We start from the raw sequence: 3,151 nt of genomic DNA on the forward strand, positions 1-3,151 counted from the left end.
CCGAGGGGGTCGCGGAGACGGCGTCCGCGGTCTCGGCGATCACGGGCGCGGTCATGCGGTGGCCTCCTGCAGCGTGCGGCGGGGTTCGGGGCGACCGCGGCGGGCGGAGGTGCGCTGCCGCGGGTCGATGAGCGGCGTGGCGAGGTCGACCGCGAAGCTGATGAGCACGAAGCCGAGTGCCGACAGCAGCACCACCCCCTGCAGCACCGGGATGTCCTGGTTCGCGACGGCCTGCTCCGTGAGGCGTCCGATCCCGGTCCGGCCGAACACGGTCTCCGTCACGACGGCGCCGCCCACGAGCTCACCGAACAGCACGCCCGCGATCGTGAGCGTCGGCACCGCCGCGTTGCGCGCGACCGAGCGCGTGAGCACCCACGCCGGCGGTGCGCCCTTCGCCCGCAGCACGGTCACGAACGGCTGCGCCTGCACCTGGTCGATCGCCCGCACCAGCACCTGGGCGAGGGGCGCGGAGATCGGCACGGCCAGGGTGAGCACGGGCAGCACGAGCCCGCTCACCGGGTCGGCTCCCACGATCGGCACCCAGCCGAGGCCGAACGAGAACACCTGGATGAGCAGGATCCCGAGCCAGAACACCGGCACCGCGACGAAGAGGCCAGGCACCTGGCGCAGTCCCGCGCGCAGCCACGCGAACGGCGCCAGCGACGACAGCCCGGCGATCAGCACGGCCAGCACGAGCGCCACCGCGAGCCCGAGCGACGCGAGCAGCAGGGTCGCGGGCAGCGCCTCGGCCAGCATCGTGCGCACCGGGGTGCCGAACTGCGTCGAGTAGCCGAAGTCGCCGGCGAGGAAGCCGAGCCCGGCGTGCACGTACTGCTCCCACCACGGCAGGTCGGCGCCATAGGTCGCGCGGATCCCGTCGAGCTGCTCCGGCGAGAGCCCGAGGCTCGGGTCGGAGAACTTGATCAGGATCGCGTCGCCCGGCAGGAGCTGCAGCAGGAAGAAGGTGGCCGTGAAGGCCGCGACCAGCACGATCGCGGCCTGCCCGGCTCGTCGGAGGACGAAGCTCATCGCGTCACCGTCGCCCTCAGTGCTCCGCGAGCCAGACGCCGGAGAACGTGGGGCGCCCGACCGACTCGAACGCCACGCCGTGCACGTACGTCGCGGCACCGTAGACCTGCGGCTCCTCGAACAGCGGGATCACGTAGGCCTGCTCGGCGATGTAGTCCTGCACGGCCTGCGACGCGGCGATGCGCGCGTCGGCGTCGGGCTCGGAGGCCACGGCGAGCAGCAGCTCGTCGAGCGTCGCGTCCTGCGAGATCAGCACGTCGCGGTTCTTCGTGAAGTACTGGCTCTTGATCACGTCGAGGTCGGCGCGTCCGACCATCGAGTGATAGAACCCGGTCTTCAGCGGGTCGCGCGTGTCCTCGGCATAGGTGCCGGCATCGCCGGGCTTCACGGTCAGCTCGACGCCGACCTTCGCGAGCTGCTGGGCGATCAGCTCCAGCGTCTGCTTCGACAGCGGCTGCGGCTTCGCCTCGTAGACCGTGATCGCGAGGCGCTCGCCGTCCTTCTCCCTGATGCCGTCGCCTGCGGGCGTCCAGCCGGCCTCGTCGAGCAGCTCCTCGGCCCGGTCGGGGTCGAAGGTGTAGTGCTCCGACTCGTCCTTGTAGCCGACCGCCTGGGAGGACAGCACCGACGTCGCCACCGGGTAGTTCTCGGTGAAGAGCGTGTCGACCACCTCCTGCGCGTTCACGGCCGCGATGATCGCCTGGCGCACGCGGATGTCGGAGAGCAGCGGGTTGTCCGGCCGCAGGGCGATCGAGTTGTTCACGCCGCGGGTCTGCGGGGCGTAGAGCGTGAAGCCGGCGCCCTCCACACGGTCCTCGTCGAACGCCTGCACGTAGCGCACGTAGTCGGCCTGCCCCGCGAGCAGCGAGCCGATGCGCACGGAGTCCTCCGGGGTGATCAGCACGTGCACGGCGTCGAGGTACGGGCGGCCGTCGTTGTCGGCGCTCTCCGGACCCCAGGCGTAGTCGTCGCGCGCGGCGAGGGTGTACTCCGTGCCGAGCTTCTCGTCGGTGACGGTGAACGGACCGGAGCCGACGATGTCGGCCGCATTGCCCGCGCCGAAGTCCTCGATCGTGCCGTCGAGCGTGTCGGGTGACAGCAGGCCGGAGTTGATGGTGGACGTGGCCTGCAGGAACCCGGGCGACGGGGCGGAGAAGCGGAACGTGACGGTGTCCTGGTCGACCACCTCGCTGCCGGCGTAGTTGTTGATCGCCTCGGACACGGTGAGCCCGCGGTCGGCGTCGCCCAGGCCGTAGGTGTCGAAGTTCTTCGCGACGGCGTCGGCGTCGAGGGGCGTGCCGTCCGAGAAGGTGACGCCGGGGTTCAGGTCGAACGTGTACTCGGTGGCGTCGTCGTTCACGGTCCAATCCGCGGCGACCCACGGCTCGATCTCGAGCGTCTCCGGGTTCTGCCACGTGAGCCGGGCGGCGATGTTGTTGACGATGCCGCCGTTCGGGTAGAAGCCGGCCTGCGGCGGGTACAGGTTCGTGTAGGCCTGGTGCTCCAGGTACGTGAGCGTGCCGCCCGCGACAGGGGCCCCGGCGTCGGTCGGTGTGCCGGCGGGGGCGGCGGAGGTCGCGCACGCGGCGAGGCTCCCGGCCAGGACGAGGGGCAGCGCGACGGCGGCGGTACGGATCAGGCGGCGGTTCATGCGGAGGACTCCTCGGGGGTGCGGGTGGGTGCAGGTGGGTACGGGTGCGGCGTGGGGTTCACGCTAGGAAGCGGCGGGCGGTGCGCGCCGGGCGGCGGACGCGGAAGGTCGCCCGGCGACACCCGCGGTCACGCATCGACACGCGACGTCACACGCAGGCGGTCGCGCAGCGTGATCGCGCCGTCACCGTGCTCGCGCAGCAGTCCGCGTCGCCGCAGCTCGGGCGCCGCCAGGTGCGTGAACGCCTCGAAACTGCGCGGGCTGGAACGCCGAGAGCACGTTGAACCCGTCGGCCGCTCCCGCGTCGCGCCACGTCTCGAAGTGGTCGGCGACCGCGGCGGCGTCACCGACCACGAACGCGGCGGGCACGGCGTGCGCGGCGACCAGATGCCGCCAGGTGAGGGCTGCGTCGGCGCCGATGCCGAGACCCGCGAGGTGGGCCACGCGCTCGATCAGGGCGGCCCCTCGTCC

At 72.0% G+C, this 3,151-nt stretch carries 2 protein-coding genes and 1 pseudogene; all 3 read right to left on the reverse strand.

All coding sequences use genetic code 11. The annotated features are described in order from the left end of the window. Nucleotides 1-51 precede the first annotated feature (51 nt). Nucleotides 52-1,029 carry an ABC transporter permease gene (locus DW299_RS01960; protein ID WP_136035448.1) on the reverse strand — a complete coding sequence of 326 codons (978 nt, stop codon included), beginning with the start codon at nucleotides 1,027-1,029 and terminating at the stop codon, nucleotides 52-54. A 16-nt stretch (nucleotides 1,030-1,045) separates the two neighbouring features. Further along, nucleotides 1,046-2,680 carry a TIGR04028 family ABC transporter substrate-binding protein gene (locus tag DW299_RS01965; protein ID WP_136035449.1) on the reverse strand — a complete coding sequence of 545 codons (1,635 nt, stop codon included), beginning with the start codon at nucleotides 2,678-2,680 and terminating at the stop codon, nucleotides 1,046-1,048. Nucleotides 2,681-2,863: 183 nt separating this feature from the next. After that, nucleotides 2,864-3,151, reverse strand: a pseudogene (locus DW299_RS01970) (NtaA/DmoA family FMN-dependent monooxygenase); the annotation flags it as partial.

It is taken from the genome of Microbacterium sp. K35, assembly GCF_004794375.1.
Lineage (GTDB): Bacteria > Actinomycetota > Actinomycetes > Actinomycetales > Microbacteriaceae > Microbacterium > Microbacterium sufflavum.

Excerpts from the sequence above, each read along its gene's own strand:
- DW299_RS01960 (WP_136035448.1), bottom strand. The coding sequence starts at position 1,029 with ATGAGCTTCGTCCTCCGACGAGCCGGGCAGGCCGCGATCGTGCTGGTC.
- DW299_RS01965 (WP_136035449.1), bottom strand. The coding sequence starts at position 2,680 with ATGAACCGCCGCCTGATCCGTACCGCCGCCGTCGCGCTGCCCCTCGTC.